The organism is Janthinobacterium sp. GW821-FHT03C08, from assembly GCF_059420905.1.
The window spans coordinates 96,022-112,448 of record NZ_JBWKUP010000007.1; the positions used below are offsets into that span (position 1 = coordinate 96,022).

At 64.3% G+C, this 16,427-nt stretch carries 15 protein-coding genes; 1 reads left to right on the forward strand and 14 read right to left on the reverse strand.

Translation table 11 applies throughout. The annotated features are described in order from the left end of the window. Positions 1 to 55: 55 nt before the first annotated feature. From AC07VL_RS11375 to AC07VL_RS11415, 9 genes are all read right to left on the reverse strand, one after another. Positions 56 to 1,552, reverse strand: coding sequence for a hypothetical protein (locus tag AC07VL_RS11375; RefSeq protein WP_494805931.1), 1,497 nt, complete (start codon positions 1,550 to 1,552; stop codon positions 56 to 58). 96 nt (positions 1,553 to 1,648) lie between these two features. Beyond that, complete coding sequence (locus AC07VL_RS11380; RefSeq protein ID WP_494805932.1) at positions 1,649 to 2,989, reverse strand: DUF3422 family protein; 1,341 nt, start codon at positions 2,987 to 2,989, stop codon at positions 1,649 to 1,651. A 122-nt stretch (positions 2,990 to 3,111) separates the two neighbouring features. Further along, complete coding sequence (locus AC07VL_RS11385; protein WP_494805933.1) at positions 3,112 to 4,320, reverse strand: multidrug effflux MFS transporter; 1,209 nt, start codon at positions 4,318 to 4,320, stop codon at positions 3,112 to 3,114. Further along, the gene (locus AC07VL_RS11390) at positions 4,317 to 4,979 is read right to left on the reverse strand and encodes a CerR family C-terminal domain-containing protein (protein ID WP_494805934.1); all 663 of its coding nucleotides are present in this window, start codon (positions 4,977 to 4,979) and stop codon (positions 4,317 to 4,319) included. The genes AC07VL_RS11385 and AC07VL_RS11390 overlap by 4 nt, the downstream gene beginning before the upstream one ends. Before the next feature lie 123 nt (positions 4,980 to 5,102). After that, entirely contained in the window at positions 5,103 to 5,567 is a 465-nt protein-coding gene (locus tag AC07VL_RS11395) for a copper chaperone PCu(A)C (RefSeq protein WP_494805935.1), read from the reverse strand. 18 nt (positions 5,568 to 5,585) lie between these two features. Then, a complete protein-coding gene (locus tag AC07VL_RS11400) occupies positions 5,586 to 6,182 on the reverse strand; it encodes an SCO family protein (protein ID WP_494805936.1) in 597 nt (198 codons plus the stop codon). Positions 6,183 to 6,265: 83 nt separating this feature from the next. Continuing rightward, the gene (locus tag AC07VL_RS11405) at positions 6,266 to 6,664 is read right to left on the reverse strand and encodes a DUF2946 domain-containing protein (RefSeq protein ID WP_494805937.1); all 399 of its coding nucleotides are present in this window, start codon (positions 6,662 to 6,664) and stop codon (positions 6,266 to 6,268) included. Between the two features lie 24 nt (positions 6,665 to 6,688). Next, a complete protein-coding gene (locus AC07VL_RS11410; RefSeq protein WP_494805938.1) occupies positions 6,689 to 7,297 on the reverse strand; it encodes a helix-turn-helix domain-containing protein in 609 nt (202 codons plus the stop codon). A 62-nt stretch (positions 7,298 to 7,359) separates the two neighbouring features. Next, positions 7,360 to 8,061 carry a Crp/Fnr family transcriptional regulator gene (locus AC07VL_RS11415; protein ID WP_494805939.1) on the reverse strand — a complete coding sequence of 234 codons (702 nt, stop codon included), beginning with the start codon at positions 8,059 to 8,061 and terminating at the stop codon, positions 7,360 to 7,362. 114 nt (positions 8,062 to 8,175) lie between these two features. Here AC07VL_RS11415 and AC07VL_RS11420 point away from each other — a divergent pair, with 114 nt between their 5' ends. Next, complete coding sequence (locus tag AC07VL_RS11420) at positions 8,176 to 9,810, forward strand: acyl-CoA synthetase (RefSeq protein ID WP_494805940.1); 1,635 nt, start codon at positions 8,176 to 8,178, stop codon at positions 9,808 to 9,810. 10 nt (positions 9,811 to 9,820) lie between these two features. Here AC07VL_RS11420 and AC07VL_RS11425 read toward each other — a convergent pair whose 3' ends face one another. From AC07VL_RS11425 to AC07VL_RS11445, 5 genes are all read right to left on the reverse strand, one after another. Further along, positions 9,821 to 11,230, reverse strand: a complete 1,410-nt coding sequence (locus AC07VL_RS11425; RefSeq protein WP_494805941.1) for an MFS transporter — start codon at positions 11,228 to 11,230, stop codon at positions 9,821 to 9,823. 167 nt (positions 11,231 to 11,397) lie between these two features. Beyond that, positions 11,398 to 12,114, reverse strand: a complete 717-nt coding sequence (locus AC07VL_RS11430) for a ribonuclease T2 family protein (RefSeq protein ID WP_494805942.1) — start codon at positions 12,112 to 12,114, stop codon at positions 11,398 to 11,400. Positions 12,115 to 12,184: 70 nt separating this feature from the next. Next, positions 12,185 to 13,285: a branched-chain amino acid aminotransferase gene (locus AC07VL_RS11435; RefSeq protein ID WP_494805943.1), complete on the reverse strand. Its 1,101-nt coding sequence runs from the start codon at positions 13,283 to 13,285 to the stop codon at positions 12,185 to 12,187. Positions 13,286 to 13,409: 124 nt separating this feature from the next. Continuing rightward, on the reverse strand, positions 13,410 to 13,907 hold the full coding sequence (locus tag AC07VL_RS11440; protein WP_494805944.1) for a Fur family transcriptional regulator: 498 nt from the start codon (positions 13,905 to 13,907) through the stop codon (positions 13,410 to 13,412). 133 nt (positions 13,908 to 14,040) lie between these two features. After that, positions 14,041 to 16,377: a TonB-dependent receptor gene (locus tag AC07VL_RS11445; RefSeq protein WP_494805945.1), complete on the reverse strand. Its 2,337-nt coding sequence runs from the start codon at positions 16,375 to 16,377 to the stop codon at positions 14,041 to 14,043. Positions 16,378 to 16,427: the final 50 nt, after the last annotated feature.

Sequence of the window (16,427 nt, forward strand, 5' to 3'; positions counted from 1 at the left end):
AATACCGATTCTAGAACCCCGTGTCTAGAACTTTTTTTCTACATTGCGAAGGCGGCTAGAAATCGCGCAAGCGGTCGAACACGGCATACAAGGCCGCCACATCGGGCAATTGCGCCTGCGTCAGCACCTGCTCCAGCGCCACGTAGATTTCATCGCGCTCCACCGTTTCGATGATGCTGGAACGCCGTTCGATCTGGTTGAACACGGCGACATAGGCCGTGACCATTTCCTGCGCCACGGCTTGCGCCGTCCCGGCATCGTTCGCGCCGTCAAGGGTGCGCGCCGTGGCCAGCAGCTTTTTATACGCCTGCGCGGCCTTCTGGGCATACGCCGCCGAGATGTGCTCGCGGCCATCCCAGTCGCGGAACGGGTTGTCCAGGTTTTCCGCCAGCCATTCGGGCTTGCGCGGCCGCGTCACCGACAGGTTCAAGCCCAGCGCCGCCGCCTTTTTATAGCTGGCCTTGATGGCCTTGGCCGCATCGGCCGGCAGGCTGGCCAGGTACAGGCTGGACAAGGCCGGCAACTGCGCCGGCGCCGGAAAGTCGTCAGGGCCGTAGCCGAACAGATCATACGCGGTGAACTCCTGCAAGCGGGCCAAGGTGGCGATGCTGGCCACGTTCGATGCCAGCCCAGGCTTGCCCCACACGGTCAACTCAGTCAGCAAGGGGAAACGCTGCGCCACCACGTCGAAATCCACGGCCGGCATGGCACTCAGCGACAAGTGCATCAATTCATCGAGGCCGTGAAATGGCGCCAGGGCGCCGCCACACTGCAGGCGCAGGAAGCGCCCTGCCTGCGGGTCGTCGATACGCAGCGATGGCGACGGCGCGCCATTCAGTATCAGGGTGCTCAAGCCCTCGTTCAGGCGCAGCGAGCGCAGGCCTTCCGCATGCACGATGAGGCGGCCGACATTGCTGTCGCTCAAGTCGAGTTCGCTCACCGTCGAGGACTGCCACTGCACTTCGCTGATGATGGGGTTGCCGTTGATATAGGCGGCCAGCGCCGCGCTGCCGTGGCGCGTCTCGATGGCCGTCAGGCAAGGCAGCTGGTCCAGTTCGGACAGGTCGCCGAGCGCCTGCAGGATGCTGTCGCCGATGCGGCTCGTATTCTGGCGCAAGGCCTGGCCGCCTATGCGCACTTCCTGGCTCGATGCCGCCTTGAATCGCTGGCGCCTGGCCGGGTCGACCTGCTCCCAGCGGCGCTGGCGATACAGACTGTCGCCCATGTGCCAGCCGCCGCTGTAGCTCTTCACGTGCGTATCGACCAGGGGCGCGATATTGGCCACCAGGGTGTAAGCCCGCGGCACCTTGGCATTGACGAAACTGTGGTCGTGGCGGCGGTTCCAGAAATAGTAATCGCATACCAGCGGGCGCATCGCCTGCGCGGCCGCCGCATCGGGCAAGGCGTCGCCCGTCCAGTCCAACTCCAGGACGGCGGCCAGCGGCGCTCTGCCGGACGAAGCATCATCCTCGATGGCGGTGACCTGGCAAGCCACATACTGCTGCAGCCTGGACGAAAACACGCTGTAAATATCTCCAACTTTGGCGAGCACGCAGATTTCCTTGTCGAACGGTGAGGCCCGCACGATAGCAAAGATTGGCGGCGCGCGGCGTACGCGCCGCCGGAGCCGCCAAGGTGCTTACCCGGCTCAGTCCGCGTGCAGCTTGTGGTGCATGCGGCGTAAGCCCAGCCAGACGGCCGCCGCCACGAAGGGCACCAGGGCGCCGACGAGGATTTCCGGATTCACGGGCAAGCCCAGCACCTTGGCCGCCTTGCCCGTGTAGCTGAACAGGCCGATCACGTAATACGAGATCGCCGCCACGGACAAGCCTTCCACCGCTTGCTGCAAGCGCAGTTGCTGGGCCGCGCGGGCGTTCATCGATTGCAGGATTTGCCGGTTCTGCAACTCCTGCACGATGCCCACGCGCGTGCGCAGCAAGTCATTCGTGTTGGCGATGCGCTGCGCCATGGCTTCCTGGCGGCTGGCCATCGCCTCGCACGTGTTCATGGCGGGCGTCAAACGGCGGTCCATGAATTCCTCGACCGTGGGGATGCCCTCGATGCGCACTTCGCGCAACTCGTCGATGCGCGCCTTGACGAGGCCCATGTAGGCTTTCGAGGCGGAAAAACGGTAGCTGTTGTCGAGCGACAATTTTTCAATGCGGGCCGCCAGGCGCGTGATGCGGTCGAGCAAGGCTTGCTCCGCCAGGCCCTGGTCCCCGCCGCCGGGCGCGTCGTCCGTGTCCACCATGGCGGCGGCCAGGGTCGCCAGTTCAGTTTCGATGGCGTTCAGCGACGGCGCCGCCTGCATGGCGTACGGCAAGCCCAACAAAGCCATCATGCGGTAGGTTTCGATTTCCAGCACGCGCTGCACCAAACGGCCCGACTGCTGCGAGCGCATGCCCGCGTCGCGGATGACGAAGCGGCTGAAGCCGTCCGACTGGATGGTGAAATCCGTCCACAGTTCGCCGCCCTGCAGCACCTTGCTGCCGGCCAGGGTATTGCCCTCGAAGACGCGCGACAAACCCTGCATGAAAATCTCGGCAGGCTCGGTCGCCTGTTCCAGCACCACGTGGGCGGCCACCATCAGCTTGCCCTTCAAGCCCGCCAGCCATTGCTGCGGCAACTGTTCCAGGGGCATGCGCCCGAACGCCTGTTCCAGCGGCAAGGCCTGCCCCGGATGTTCGGCGAAGGTAAACGTGGCAAATTCCGTGTGACATTCCCATTTCAGGCGGAAGCGGCCAAAGTCGTAATAGAAATACTTGGCTTCGGCGCTGGGAGGCGTGACGCCGAAATGCGTGCACAGGGCAGCCAGGGTGGCGTGCTGGAGCGTCATGTTCGACGCACCGGGCGCTGCGCTGTCGTCCCTGTAGACGGCCAGATGGGTAATCAGCTCGGGAGCGTCGAGCTGCAGGAAGGGCCGCGAATGGATTTCCGCAGCCAGCGGCACGCGCAGGGCGTGGTTCAAACTGGAGTTAATCAAGTGCATGATAGCCAAGGGTAAAGTTGCAAAACTGCTTAGACCCGCGCGCGTGCTGCTGTGTCCGCAGCGGGGGTCTGATTGTCACAGTGTAACAAAGCAGGAAGCATGCCACTTTTTTCCACAGCCGCTCATGTCGTTTTGATCATTGCGGATGCGCCCTGCCCCGCCCCCTGGCGGCTGCCCAGCCACCAGAAAAATGCGGCCAGCGCGACGGCCGAGGCCTGGCCCAGCGCCAGCTTGAAGGCGCTGTCGAACAGCAAGGGTGCGATAAAGCCGGACACCAGCGCAAACACCAGCATTTGCACGAAATTCTGCAGGGACGCGGCCAGGCCCCGCATCTGCGGAAAGATATCAAGGGTGGCCATGGTCATGCCCGGCAGCGCCAGCGACATGCCGAAGGCGTACAGCATGACGGGCACGACGGCGAACGGGATGCTGGCGGCGAACCAGTGGTTGTAGGCGATGTTTAGGGCGCCCGTGGCCGCCATGGCCAGCAAGCCCCAGCGCACCAGCACGGTGCTTTTCACCGTATGCGCCAGCTTGCCCGACAGCGCCGAGCCCAGCACCAAACCGGCCACCATGGGAATGAACATCCAGCCGAACGCCGTTTCCGGCAGGTGCAGCAATTCCAAAATAAAATGCGGGGCGGAGGCGATGTACAGGGCGAAGCCGCCAAAGGCGAAGGCCACGGCCAGCGAACGCAGCAGGAACCCACGGTGGCGCAGCGCCTGCCAGTAATTGCGGGCGATGGTGCCCGGGTGGAAAGGCTGGCGTTGCGCGGCGGGCAAGCTTTCCGGCAAGCCTTTCAGGCAGGCCAGCGCCAGCAGCACGGTGACGGAAAAGGTGAAGACGAACGTCGATTGCCAGCCGTAGGCCACGTGCAGCCAGCCGCCGATGATGGGCGCGATGGCGGGCGCGATGCCGAATACCATCATGATGTTGGCCAGCATCTTTTGCGCGGCAGCGCCCGACAGGGTATCGCGCACGATGGCCTGGCCGATCACCCTGCCCGCCCCCGCCGACGCGCCCTGCATGCCGCGGAAAAACAGCAGCCAGCCAAAGCTGGGCGCGAAGGCGGCGCCGATGGAACCCACGGCAAAGATCAGCAGGGAAGCGAGGATCACGGGACGGCGGCCGAACGAGTCGGACAAGGTGCCGTAGAACAAGGTCATGAAGGCGTAGGCCGCCAGGTAAACGCTCAGGGTCTGCTGCACCAGCACGCTGCTCACGTCGAAATGCGTGCTGATGGCAGGAAAGGACGGCAGGAAGGTATCCGTGGCGAACGGACCCAGCATGGACAGGCCAGCCAGCACCAGGGTCAGGTTGCGGGCCTTCATGCGCCCGCCTGTGCAGTGTGCCGGCGGCGCAGGCCGTCCAGAGCAGCGAGGGAAAACGCGGCCACGTGCTGCGCGATGCTGGCGATGCCAGCATCGTCATAGGTGATCTCCGGCACCACCAGCTCATGCACGATGCGCGAACGGGCATAGAACACCACCTGGCCAATCACGCTGAACACGCATTTCTGCACCACATCGTCCGGCATGGCCGGCCCCACCACGCCACGGATCAAGCCCGTAAACAGGGCGTGCTGCGGACGCACATTGCGCTCGGCCAGCTTGTGGATGGCGGCCGTCGGCTCGATCAGTTCGCGCGCCACCAGGCGGCTGAACAGCGACGCCGGTCCCGGGCGCAGCATGTCGGACACGAGCGCCTCGATGGCCAGGCGCAACTGTTCCACGGCAGGCAGCTGCGCCCGCGCACTGGCGGCGGCCACGTCGGCGGCCGAGGCCCGCGCCAGCTCGCGCGCATGGTCGAAGGCGGCCAGATACAGCTCTTCCTTGCCATGAAAATAATAATTGACCATCGCCACGTTGACGTGGGCCGCTTCGCAGATCCTGCGCACGGACGCGAGCTTGTAGCCATCGTCGGCAAACAGCTGCACCGCCGCCTGCAGGATGCGCGCGCGCGCCGGTTCGTTTTCTTTCTCTTCCGCCATGCCATTCCCATTAGTTAAACAGCTGTTTAATATTGTGCGGAATTATATCAAACAGCCGTTTAACTTTCAGACGGGCGCAAAAAAAACCCGGCGGACCGGGCTGTTCAAGAGGCAGCGGCAGGCTTAGTGCTTCATGGCCGGCATGCTGGTGGCGCCCAGCGGACGGGCCACGGCATTGACTTCGATGGTTTCGCGGTGCTTGTCCTCGCCTTCCAGCACCAGGGTCAGGGGGATCTTGTCGCCCGCCTTCACCTGCCCTTTCAGGTCCAGCAGCATGACGTGGTAGCCGCCCGGCTTCAGCTCCACGGCCTTGCCGGCCGGCAAAGCGATTTCCTTGACCTGGCGCATGCGCATCATGTTGTCCGCCATGCTCATTTCATGGATTTCCGCCACGCCCGCCACGGGCGAGCGCACTTCCAGCAGGCGCATGGCCTTCGGCGCCGTGATCTGCATGAAGGCGCCCGTGGCTTTTTGCTGCGGCACGGTGGCGCGCACCCACGGGTCGGTGATCTGCACGGCAGTCTGGGCAGCGGCGGAGAAGGACAGCACGGCCAGCGTCGTGGCCAGCAGGGTTTTCAGATGGGTCATGATCATTCCTCGGTGTGGTTATAAGGTGTATTTCGATTTCATCAAGGTCTTGATGTCTTGCACGCACTCGTCGCTCGTCAGCTGGTGCTTCAAGCCCAGGCGCATGCGGCCCTCCGTGTCGAGCACATAGCTGATGGCCGTGTGGTCCATCGTGTACGAGCTGCCACTGGGCACGCGGCGGTAGAAGACCTTGTAATTGAAGGCCGTCTGCGCCGTGCTCTTCGGGTCCGTGCGCAGGCCGAGAAAGCTGGGGTCGAAGGCGCGCATGTATTCGCCCAGCAGCTCGGGCGTGTCGCGCTCGGGATCGATGCTGATGAAGATCACTTGCAGCTTATCCCCATCGGCGCCCAGCTTCTGGCGGATTTCCAGCGCCCGCGACAGGGCCGTGGGGCACACGTCCGGGCATTGCGTGAAGCCAAAGAAGACCATCACGTACTTGCCCTTGAAGTCGGCCAGGGTGTACACCCTGCCGTCGGGACCGCTCAACTTGAAGTCGGGCTTGTAATCGCCGCCCGTCAGGTCGAGGCCGTTGTAATGGGGTTTCGGCGCAGGCTCGCAGGCGGCGAGCGTGAGCAATCCCGCCGTGCCGGCGAGAAGGAAGAGACGACGTTTCATGGTAATTCCGGCCCAATGGGCGTAGTTGATACAAATCAGGAAGCAGATGCCGTGCCGCATGGCGGCAGGCAGAACAGGTGTACTCAGGCCAGGGACGGCGGCCCGCGCGGACTGGCAGCGAGCCAGGCGAACTGCGGCTGCGGCGCCTGGTAGAACAGGGGCGGATACGCATCGTGGCCCGTGACGGCGGCCAGCGGCGACAGGGCCGGCGGCGGCAAGCCCACCTTGCCCGCATGGTTCAGGCAAAAGGGGCAATGTTCGATGTGGTGCAGCACGGAATCGGTGGTGGACTTGACGGCCGGCGCCAGGTCCGCCTGCGTGTAGACGGCGCCGCTGGCCGAGCAGATGTCGACGACGGCGCCATTCGCATTCGCGTGCAGGGAAGCAAACGCGTACGACAGGGACGGCGACAGCGCATTGAGCAGTATCGCCAGGCAGGCGAACCACATGTGCCACTGTTTGCGCTTCGATAAAGGTCCCATGGCCCCGATTATAACGGAGTCTGGCTATCCGGGCGCGGGGCTGGCAAGCGCCCCCTGTCCGCGCAGGAACAGGCTGGGCAGCACGCCCGCCACGTCCACGCAGGCATCGCAGAAGGCGGGAATGGAGGCGAAACCGGAGCCGGCCGCCACCTGTGCCAGGTCGCGCGCGGCGTCGCCGTCGCCCGTCCCCTGCGCGGCCGTGTGCAGCGCGTGCGCCAGGCGCTGTTCGCGCACCAGGCTCAATAAGGCCTCGCCCTCGGCAAACAGGCGCGCCCGCGCCTTGTGCGGCGTGACTTGCCACAGGGCCGCCAGGCGGGCCGCCGTCCACTTGCCTTGCGGCGAGTGAAAGATGTGCTGCGCCAGCGCCTGGCTCCAGCGCTTGCCGCCGCCGTGGCCGCCATCGGGCTCATCGCCTTCCAGCGCCAGGGTGAACACGGCCGGCTTGCCCCGCCCCGGCATCACGTCGCAGGCGAAGCGCAGAAAGGCGGGCACGACGAAACTGTCGCCGCTGGCCAGCTTCTTGGTGGCGATTTCATTGTGCAAGGTGACAAAGCCCTGGCGCACGGTGACGCGCAGCCGCAGCGGGAAGCGCAAGCCCAGCAGGTGCAAGGGATGATCGGAAACGAGGGCCATGCGTCAGGTCAAGGTGGTGAGCGAGCCGCCAGCATGCCACACATCGCGCCGCCAGTCTGTCATCACAGCGACGCCACGCCATAGCGGCGCAGGCCATCGAGGTCGACGACGCGGATGGCCTGGTAGGCAATGCTGATCAGCTTGAGTTCGGCCAGATGGCCCAGCGCCTGGTTCACGCGCTGGCGCGAAATGCCGGTCAGCAAGCCGATCTCTTCCTGCGACAGCTCAAGCACGCTGGACGTGCGCGGATATAGCATGGGGTGGAACAGCTGCGCGATCGCCTGCGCCACTTGGGCATCGACGGCCAGCAGGCGCTGGTTCTGGATGGTGGCGATGAATTGCCCCATGCGCTCGTTGAGCTGGCGGATGACGAAGGCGTTGAACGACAGGCTTTCGGCCAGCAGCAGATGAAACAGCTCCACCGGCACGAGGATGATGTCAGCCGCGCGCACGGCCACCACGTCGTAGCGGCGCAGTTCGCGCTTGAGCACGCTGCCCTCGCCGCACCAGCCGCCGGCCGGCACGCCGGAAAACGTGGCGCCGCGCCCATCGGCGTTGTAGACGGCCAGCTTGATCAGCCCCGCATGCACGCCGATCCAGTGCGCCGACGGTTCGCCCCGCCGCGTGATGAAGGCGCCCGCCTCATAATGCCGGATGACGCTGGCGGCGCGCAGCAGCGCCTGATGCCGGGCGTCGAGGGCCGTGAACCAGTCGTGGCTGTCGAGTTCGGGTACTGCACTGATCACGCTGTCGTTGCTGTCCATGCCATCTTCCAGACCTGTCACTAAGATGACAGTGATTTTATCGCACCGGTGCTATGCTCACCGGTATCAATCCCGAAACAGGGAGCTGCAGAATTTTTTTACCAGGAGACAAGCATGACACCTGATTTCAACACCGGCCTCGGCAAAAACAGCGCCAACTACGCCGCCCTGACCCCGCTCGACTATATCGCCAGGGCAGCGGCAGTATATGGCAATCGCCTGGCAATTGCACATGGCGCCATCCGCCAGACGTGGCGCGAAACGTATGCGCGCACGCGCCGTCTCGCGTCCGGCCTCATCAAGCTGGGCGTGGGGACGGGCGACACGGTGGCCGTGATGCTGCCGAACACGCCCGCCATGGTGGAAGCGAGCTTTGGCGTGCCCATGGCGGGCGCCGTTCTCAACGCCCTGAATATCCGCCTCGACCTGGCCTCGCTGACTTTCATGCTGCGCCACGGCCAGGCGAAAGTCTTGCTGGCCGACACGGAGTTCGCCGACCTGGCGCGCCAGATGGCGGCGCAGATTCCCGGTCTGCGCGTGATCCAGGTCAATGACGTGCTGGGGCCGGACGTGGAGGCTTTTTCCAACCTCGACTACGAAGGCCTGCTGGCCAGCGGCGACCCCGAGTACGACTGGCAGCCGCCGGCCGACGAGTGGGATGCCATCGCCCTCAACTACACGTCCGGCACCACGGGCGACCCGAAAGGCGTCGTTTACCACCACCGCGGCGCGGCCCTGAACGCCCTGTCGAACATCCTGGAATGGGACATGCCCAAGCATGCCGTCTACCTGTGGACCCTGCCCATGTTCCACTGCAACGGCTGGTGCTTCCCGTGGACGGTGGCCGCGCGCGCCGGCGTCAATGTGTGCCTGCGCAAGTTCGAACCCAAGCTCGTGTTCGACCTGATGCGCGACTTGCGCATCACCCACTATTGCGCGGCGCCCATCGTGCATGCGGCCCTGGCCAACGCGCCCGCCAACTGGCGCGAGGGAATCGACTGGACCGTGCGCGGCATGGTGGCCGGCGCGCCCCCGCCGGCCGCCATGGTGGCGAAGATCGAAGCCATGGGCTTTGACCTGATCCACTCGTATGGCTTGACGGAAGTGTATGGCCCGGCCGCCATCTGCGCCGAACAGGACGAGTGGGCGGCCCTGTCGCAGGAAGAACGCGCCGTATTGAAATCGCGCCAGGGCGTGCGCTACCACCTGCAAAGCGCCGTCGCCGTGCTGGACCCGGAAACCATGCAGCCCGTGGCGGCCGACGGCGAACAGATCGGAGAGATCATGTTCCGTGGCAACATCTGCATGAAGGGTTACCTGAAAAATGAAAAGGCGACGCAGGACGCGTTCGCGGGCGGCTGGTTCCACACGGGAGACCTCGGCGTCATGTATCCGGACGGCTATATCAAGCTGAAGGACCGCAGCAAGGACATCATCATTTCCGGCGGCGAGAACATTTCCAGCGTAGAAGTCGAAGACGCGCTGTACCACCACCCGCAAGTGCTGGCCGCCGCCGTCATCGCCCAGCCGGACGAGAAGTGGGGCGAGACGCCGTGCGCCTTCGTCGAATTGCGCGAAGGTGCCACCGTGACGGCGGAAGAGCTGATGGCCTTCTGCAAGAACAACCTGGCGGGATTCAAGGTGCCGAAGGCCATCTATTTCGGTCCCCTGCCCCGCACGTCGACGGGCAAGATCCAGAAGTTCGAGCTGCGCAAGCGCATGCACTCGGACAAGGCCATCGACGTCTGAGCGCTGCCCGTCAGTCGCGCTTGCCGTGCTGCCACGCCGGCTGCGCCACCACCAGGCGCGCAAAGCTGGCGACGCTGGCCACGGCGGCGAACCCTGCCGCCAGGCACAGCGCATACGTCGTGCCCCGGCTGGCGGACACCGTGAAGCAATAGGCGACGAGCGCCGCGCCCGTCGCCTGGCCGATCAGGCGCGACGTGGCTACCACGCCGCTGGCTCCGCCTGCCCGTTCGGGCGGCGCGCTGCCCATGATGGCTTTCAGGTTCGGCGCCTGGAAGAAGCCGAAGCCGACGCCGCACACGGCCATGCGCCAGCCGATGTCGAAGGCGCTGGGATGGGCCGGTATCCACACCAGGGTCAGCAAGCCGCCCGCCAGCGCCACGAGACCAATGCCGCCCAGCACGCCCGGCGAATAGCGGTCGCTGAGGCGCCCAGCCACGGGCGCCATCACGGCCACGAGCACGGCCCACGGCGTCATCAGGAAACCCGTCTCGACGGGCGAGCGGCCCAGGGTGACTTCAAAATAGAATGGCAGCGAGACGAAGGCCAGCCCCTGCGCGGCAAACGTGCACACGGCCGTCAGCGACGACAGCAAGAACAGGGGCCGGCGGAACAGGTCGATGGGCAGCATGGGCGCCACGTGCCCCGCCTGGCGGCGCAGCAGCAGGATAAAAAAGATCACGACGGCCGCCAGTTCCGGCAGCAGGGTGGAACTGGCCGCATGATGGGCCGCATCGCCGAACAGCAAGATGAGCAAGCCGAAGGCGCCCACGTTGTACAGGGCCGTGCGCGCATCAAGGGTATGCCCGGAAAGCCTGGTGGCGGGCAGCATGCGGCTGGCCAGGAAGAAGCCGGCCACGCCCAGCGGCACGTTGATGGCGAACAGCCATGGCCACAAGGCCGTCGCCAGGATCAAGGAAGCGGCCGTGGGGCCGATGGCGAAGGCGACGGCCACCACGAGCGCATTGTTGCCGAAGGCCCGGCCCAGCAAATGCTTGGGATACAAGGCGCGCAGCAGCGCCGTATTGACGCTCATCATGGCGCTGGCGCCGACGCCCTGGAACAGGCGCGCCACCACCAGCGAGGGCAAGGACCAGGCCAGCGCGCAGGCCAGCGACGCCAAGGTAAACAGGAACATGCCGGAGATAAACACGCGGCGGTAGCCGGCGATTTCGCCCAGGGCGGAAAACGGCAGCAGGGTCGCCACCATGGCCAGTTGATAGACGTTGACGATCCAGACGGAGGCGGCCGGCGTCGTGTGCAGCTCGCTGGCGATGGCCGGCAAGGCCGTGTTGGCGATCGCCGTATCGAGCGAGGCCATGCCCACGCCGATGGCCAGCGACAGCATGGCCCATAAGCGGGCATTGGGCGGCAAGCCGTCCTCGCCCACGAGGAAGGGCTGCGCCCTGTTTTGCTTGAACATCATTGATCCGATACGAAATCCATGCCGCGCCGCCAGCCACGCCTGCGCCGGGCATTGTTAGCAGCCAAGAATATGGCCGCAGGCAAGACACTAGCATGGATAAACGGAGTCTGCCGGGCAGCCCGGCGAAGTCCGGGCCGCCCTGTTATCGGATAATCATGTGGGTTTTATTTCTTGCAATCGATGACTTTGAAATCCTTCGAATAGCAGATGCGCAGCTCGCCCGAGTGCTTTTCATAGCCGAGCCAGCGGCCTTTCAGCTGCGGATTGTGCTGCTTCATCCACTGGAACAGTTCATTTTTCGGCATGGTGCTATCCGGCAATTTCAAGGCCTGGAACAGTTCGCGTTCCTTCTCGAAATATTCCTTGGCCGTGTCGAAGTCGCAGGCGCCATGCTTTTCCCATTCGCCCTGCAGCAAGGCTTCGCCCGGCTGCATGCACATATATGGCAGGATCTCCGACGGCGCCAGTTTCGGCAAGTTGCCCTTGCAATAACGCGGATGCAGCTCCGTCTTGCGCGGCGGCGTCACGGAAATGTCTTCGCAAGTGGCCGGATGGTCCGACTGCGCCCACAAGCCATGCACGATCCAGCCGAAGTGGTTGCTCTCGGCGCACTGGAAGGCAGCCTTCTTCGACACTTCGCCACGGCGGCGCTGGCTGTCGCAAAAGCCGGGCGACCACGACAGCGCCAGGATGAAGGAATCCGTGGGCACGTTGGTGCTTTGCTTGTAGCACGTGTTCTTCTCGTCCGACGGCTTGACGTCGTAATCGTAGTAGCTGACGTTGCGGGGAATGGCGCACGTGGCGTCGGCCGCGTGGACGGCGCCGGCCGACAGGCTGAGGAACACGGCGGCCAGCGCGGGCAAGACAGAGCGGATTTTCATCGAATTTCCTTCAAGAAATAAAAACGCCGGCAACTGGGTGCCGGCGCGGTAGTGAAATTACACCATCAACTTAGCAAACGGTATGCATCCAGCCGTGCGTATCCGGTGCCGTGCCATGCTGCAGACCCAGCAGCGCTTCGCGCAGGGCCAGGGTGACGGCGCCGTTTTCGTTGTTGTTGATGGTCATTTCAAAGCCGTTGGCCTTGGCCACGCCCACGGGCGTGATGACGGCGGCCGTGCCGCAGGCGAACACTTCGGTCATGCGGCCCGAGGCGATGTCGTCGCGCCATTGCTGGACCGACAATTTACGCTCTTCCGTCGCGTAGCCCAGGTCTTTCGCCATTTCCAGCAGGCTGCGGCGGGTGATGCCTGGCAGCAAGGTGCCCGTCAGTTCCGGTGTCACGACGGTGACCTTGTCGCCATCCTTGTAGACGAAGAACAGATTCATGCCGCCCATTTCCTCGATGTACTCGCGGTGCACGGCGTCGAGCCACACGACCTGGTCGCAGCCCTTTTCCTGCGCTTGCGACTGGGCCATCAGGCTGGCCGCGTAGTTGCCCGCGCACTTGGCTTCACCCGTGCCGCCCGGCGCGGCGCGCACGAAGTCTTCGCTGATCCACACGGTGACGGGTTTCACGCCTTTCGGGAAATAGGCGCCGGCCGGCGAGGCGAACAGCACAAACAGGTATTCCTCCGATGGACGCACGCCCAGGTAAGGATCGGTGGCGATCATCAGCGGACGCATGTACAGGCTCTCGCCCGTGTTTTTCGGCACCCAGTTGCGGTCTTGCGCGATAAGCGCGTCGCCCGCTTCCAGGAACAGCTCGACAGGGATGGCCGGCATGGCCAGGCGCGCGGCGCTGCGGTTGAAGCGTTCCGCATTTTGTTCTGGACGGAACGTCTTGATGCTGCCATCGGGCTGGGCAAACGCCTTGTAACCTTCGAAGATGGCCTGGCCGTAGTGCAGCGACGAGGCGGACGGGTCCAGCATCAGCGGACCGTAAGCCTTCAGTTCGCCCTGCTGCCACTTGCCGTCGCGGTAAGGAATCACCACCATGTGGTCCGTGAAGATGCGGCCGAAGGCGGGATTGACCATGCGCGCGGCGCGCTCGGCGTCGGACAGGGGGTGGGCGGATGGGGTGACGACGAGATTCGGTGTGGAAGTGGTCATGGCAGCAGAAGACGAGTCAGGAAGAATAAAGAGATTCCCTATTGTAGCGCCTAATCCGCCCGGCGAGGGCGTGGATGGGGCGGCCGCCATTGCTGCGCCGCATCAATCAACGGGGCCAGCGCCGTCAGCCGACCCGCAGCGGCCGGCCCCGTCCCGCCTGCGCTTCCTCGGCGCACTGGCTGCAGCGCATCTGCACGGACAGCACGTTGGCGCCGACTTCCATGCCATGCCGGGCCGCCGTCAGGCGCACCTGCTCCACCAGCGGCGCATCCTGCACCAGCACGCTGCGTTCGCAGACCCGGCACACGAGGTAGCAGCTGTCCGCCGCCACCTTGTCGGGCTTGATCAGGTAGCGCGCCTTGTTGCCGCTGGCACTCGCTTCGCGCTCGCGCAACAGCAAGCCCGCCTGCTCCATTTCCTTGAGCACGCGGTAAATCGTGCCCAGGCTGATGGATATGCCGATATGCAATAACTGCTGGTAGATGCCTTCTGCGTTCATGGCTTGCCGCTGGGTAGCCGCCAGCACTTGCAGGATGCAGATGCGCGCGCTCGTCGGGCGCAGGCGCACGGCGCGCAGGCTGTCGAAAACGCGGCCATCGCCCTGGATAGGAATGTCTTGCATGGGATTCTCCGCTTGTGCGTTCAGCTCTACTGACATTGCCAATCGAGAACATCAAAAGGGAACCGGAAAATGAAAAAAGGCGCCGCCCCACTCTGCCGGGACGGCGCCTTGCGCTAGCTCAAACGGGCAAACATCAGAACTTCATGTTGGCCGTCAGGGTTGCCGAGCGGCCCGGTGCCACGCCGGCGTAGTGCGGCGAGGAAACCTTGTCGAAGTACAGCTTGTTCGTCAGGTTCTGGATATTCAGCTGCAGGGTCACGTTGCGGCTGACCACGTAGCTGGCCATGGCGTCGAAACGGGTGTAGGCCGGCGCATATTTGTTGTTGGCCACGTTGGCATAGACCTTGTCGACGTAGTTCACGCCGCCGCCTACCGTGATGGCAGGCGTGACCAGGTAGGACGTCCACAGCGAGGCGCTGTTTTTCGGCGTCGTCGGGAACTGGTTGCCGTTGTACGGCGACGGCGCGTATTGCGTCACGCCATTGATGACGCCATTCGTCACGTAGCCATTGTTTTCCACGATGGCGTTCAGGTGCGTGTAGCCGCCGAACACCGACCATTCCTTCGTGATATTGCCGCTCAAGCCCAGCTCGATGCCCTTGACTTGCTTGTCGCCCACGTTTTGCGTGCTGCCGTCCGGTGCCGTCACGCGCGCATTGCTCATGTCGCTCTGGAAATAGGCACCGCTCACGGACAGGCGGCCACCCGGCAGCACTTCCCATTTCGTGCCCAGTTCGAAGCTCTTGCTTTCTTGCGGCTTCAGGTTCTGGATGGCGACCGTCAAGCCGTCGATGCCGTCGCCGCCGTCATTGCCCGGTGGCGTGGAAGAGGTGCCGTACGACACATATACGCTGCTGTTGGTCGATGGCTTGTACACGAGGCCCGCCTGGTAGCTGGCGAACGTGGCGTGCACATTGGCGCTGGTGGCGGCGGTGGTCTTGCCGTCGAGCGTGTATTGCGGCGTGTTCAGCGAACTCTTGTAGTCATCCCAGCGGATGCCCACGTTGAGCAGCCATTGCGGCGTGAACTCGATGGTGTCGAAACCGTACACGGAACGCGTGTTGGTGACGATGTTCGTGCGGGCCGGCGACACGGTGCGCGTGTAAACCCACGGGTCATTGGCGTTCGGGTTGAGCAAGGGGGCGCAGTTGTACAGGGTGGCCGCGCCATAGGTCGGGCAGTTGGAGCCGACTTTTTCCAGCGGGTTGTTCGCCCCCGGGCTGAACAGATAAGCGCTGCGGTCCGTTTCCTCGCGGCTGATTTCCAGGCCCACGGTGTAGGTGTGCTTCACGCCGCCGGCCAGGAATTCGCCGCCCAGGCTGGTCGCGTTGGCCAGCGCATCCGTATCGGTCGTGCGCGTGTTGGCGCGGCGCCAGACGGTGCCGTACAGCATGGTATTGCCCTTGGAATCGTCGGGCTGGGTCCACACGTAGTCGTTGCTGGTCTTGCCGTAGCGGGTCACGTTACGCAAGATCAATTTATTACCGAAGTCGTGGCGCACGTCGATGGTGCCGATATCGCTTTGCGTATCGCGGAAATCGCGGTTCACGAGGCCATAGAAGGTGTCGCGCGGCATGTTGACGGGGGTGCCGTTGCCGTTTTTCGCCACATTCGCGCCCGAGGAGAATGGGTTGTTGAACGGCAAGCCCGTGTCCGGCAACTCGCTCGACTGCATGTGGTAGTAGCTCAGGGTCGCCTGCGTGGCCGACTTCAGGCCGAAGGTGACGGAGGGCGCGATACCCCAGCGGTCGCCATTGATGAAGTCGCGGCCGGCCACGTGGGCGTCGTGCGCCATCACGTTCAGGCGCACGGCCACGTCGTCGCTGATGACGCGGTTCACGTCAGCCGTGGCGCGCCGGTACTTGGCGCTGCCCAGGCCCACGGTGGCGTTGGTGAAATCTTCCGCCTTCGGCGTCTTGCTGATCAGGTTGACGCCGCCGCCTGCGGACGAGCGTCCACCGTAGGCCGAGTTCGGGCCCTTGACGACTTCGATTTGTTCCAGCGCAAAAATTTCACGCGATTGCGAGCCCGTGTCGCGGATGCCGTCGATATAGGTATCCGTTTGCGCGTTGTAGCCGCGGATGAACAGGTTGTCGCCCACGGGGTTGCCGCCTTCGCCGGCGCCGATGGTGATGCCCGGCACGGTGCGCAGCGCATCCGTCAGCGAGACGGCGCCCGTTTGCGAAATGATCTCGGCAGGAATCACCGTCACGGATTTTGGCGTATCGAGCAGGGGTGCCGTCAGCTTGTCGTTGGCCGACTTGACGGGTGCCTGGATCAGGCGCTCAGCCGTGCCCACGACCTTAACTTCCTGCAACTGCTGCGGCTTGTCCGTCGTTTGCGCGTGCAGCGCCAGCGGCATGGCCAGGGTGGCGAACGCGGCCAGGGCCGTGCCGTGCATGCGCGGCGTGGAAGGGGTCTGGTGCTTGCGGCTGCGGATGGTGGCGCCCGCTTTGTCTTTCGATGTCATCGCTATCTTTCAATATATCGGATGGAATAAATTGGCTGGCTACTGCCCCC